The organism is Parabacteroides sp. ZJ-118 (assembly GCF_011038785.1).
Taxonomy (GTDB): Bacteria; Bacteroidota; Bacteroidia; order Bacteroidales; family Tannerellaceae; genus Parabacteroides.
This window is the reverse complement of sequence record NZ_JAAKDT010000101.1, coordinates 1-1,499: the sequence shown is the minus strand read 5'-3', so window position 1 is coordinate 1,499 and position 1,499 is coordinate 1. Positions and strand designations below refer to the sequence as shown.

Sequence of the window (1,499 nt, the reverse complement as noted above, 5' to 3'; positions counted from 1 at the left end):
GAAGACAACGCCATCTTCTATACCTTTATGGTGTCCTGTGAAATCCTTGGCGTAAACCCTTTTCGCTGGCTGAAACACACGCTGGAGAATATAAGGCCGGACATGGAAGAACTTCAACTAACCGGTCTCCTCCCTTGCAACTTCGAAGACAAAATCTAAGCCTGACTTGAACTTAAAAAAACAAGTCGGACGGTTTCGGACGGATACGCGACTCGCGAACGAGACACTCATCCCGATGATTTGCTTTACATGAAGCTCATGCTTGGCAACCGCAGAAGTCTGTGGCTGCCCATCGGCATCAGTCCTGATTTATTAAAGTGTTACATTGATAAACTTACCGGGGAGCCATGAGAAGTGTCTGCCAGTTGACCGCCGGTCTACGCTATTATTTCTACAATGCTCCGGTAGACATGCGCAAGTCCTTTCATGGTCTGGAGGGACTGGTTGTGGAACAGTTCGGCCGTTACCTGATAGGAGACGAGGTTTTCGTATTCCTGGGAAAGAACGGCCGGACAGTCAAGATGCTCCATCGTGAAGGCAGGGGAATAACCCTATATACCCGTAAATTGGATAAAGGCCGTTTTCATGCTCCACGTATTCTTGCGGACGGGAAAAGTTGTCAGTTGGACTATACAAGTTTTGTGCTGATGATGCTTGGTCAGAAAGGCCGTGATGAGCATTATCCTGTCTCATGTACTCAATGATAATTTGTTCTGAAAAATGTACAAATTAGTGTTTTTTTATTTGCGTAATCCGCTGATTTTTTGTACCTTTATGCCATAATAAAAAAGGGATTCGGTCATGGACAATCATAAAGATACAGCTCCCCAAGGCTATGTTTCGGAAGCCAAATATGCCGAACTGATGGCCTTGTACCGGGCGGCGCTCTCCAGCGCCGCCGAGAAGGACGAGCGGCTCATGGCCGAACAGGTGCTTCGTAATGAGCTGGTGGAACGTGGGTGCGCAGAATATAAGGCAAGCCTGGAGGCGAAGTTTGACGAGGAGCGCCGCAAGGTGCTTGAAACCATGGAACGTACCTGGGAGGGGCTGATGGCCCAGTTTGAACGCGAGGTGCAGGAGCGTGTGGATCTGGAACTCCATAAGGCGCAGTCCGGCTTCTATGCCCTCGTCAAATCGGGGATTGACGCTTTCAAGAGCCTCTATGCCAAGGAAAAGGATCCTTCCCTTATCGCCCGATATCTTGATTCTCTGGACCGGACCGCCGACGACGCGAAGGAGTCCATGGAAAAAAGCGTGAGGAAGTCCATCGAGTCGGTCGCCAGGAAAGCGTTGTCCAAGAATCGCCAGGTGGACAATCTGGTCCGTATGGTGTTTCTTCAGAAAAGCGAGAGACATTTGTTCGAGGACGACGTGAAGTATTCGGATGCCATAGCCGACCGCCTTGGGCTGACGGATGAGGTCCGTGAACAGGCCCGTGCCTCCCGTGCTTTTCTGAAAGGATATTACGAGAAGGTAAAGGCGGAAAAGATCCTTTTGGA

Annotated in this window: 3 protein-coding genes; all 3 read left to right on the top strand. The window is 49.9% G+C overall.

Translation table 11 applies throughout. The features are described 5' to 3' along the window. Positions 1 to 27 precede the first annotated feature (27 nt). The gene (locus G7Y39_RS13965; RefSeq protein ID WP_370520362.1) at positions 28 to 159 is read left to right on the top strand and encodes a transposase domain-containing protein; all 132 of its coding nucleotides are present in this window, start codon (positions 28 to 30) and stop codon (positions 157 to 159) included. 188 nt (positions 160 to 347) lie between these two features. Continuing rightward, the gene (tnpB, locus tag G7Y39_RS13340) at positions 348 to 704 is read left to right on the top strand and encodes an IS66 family insertion sequence element accessory protein TnpB (protein ID WP_165157916.1); all 357 of its coding nucleotides are present in this window, start codon (positions 348 to 350) and stop codon (positions 702 to 704) included. Positions 705 to 801: 97 nt separating this feature from the next. Continuing rightward, positions 802 to 1,499, top strand: a 698-nt coding sequence (locus tag G7Y39_RS13335; RefSeq protein WP_165157915.1) for a hypothetical protein, incomplete at its 3' end; no start/stop codon positions are given.

Bases quoted from the DNA above. Each gene is read 5' to 3' on its own strand.
- G7Y39_RS13965 (WP_370520362.1), top strand. From the start codon at position 28: ATGGTGTCCTGTGAAATCCTTGGCGTAAACCCTTTTCGCTGGCTGAAA.
- tnpB (WP_165157916.1), top strand. From the start codon at position 348: ATGAGAAGTGTCTGCCAGTTGACCGCCGGTCTACGCTATTATTTCTAC.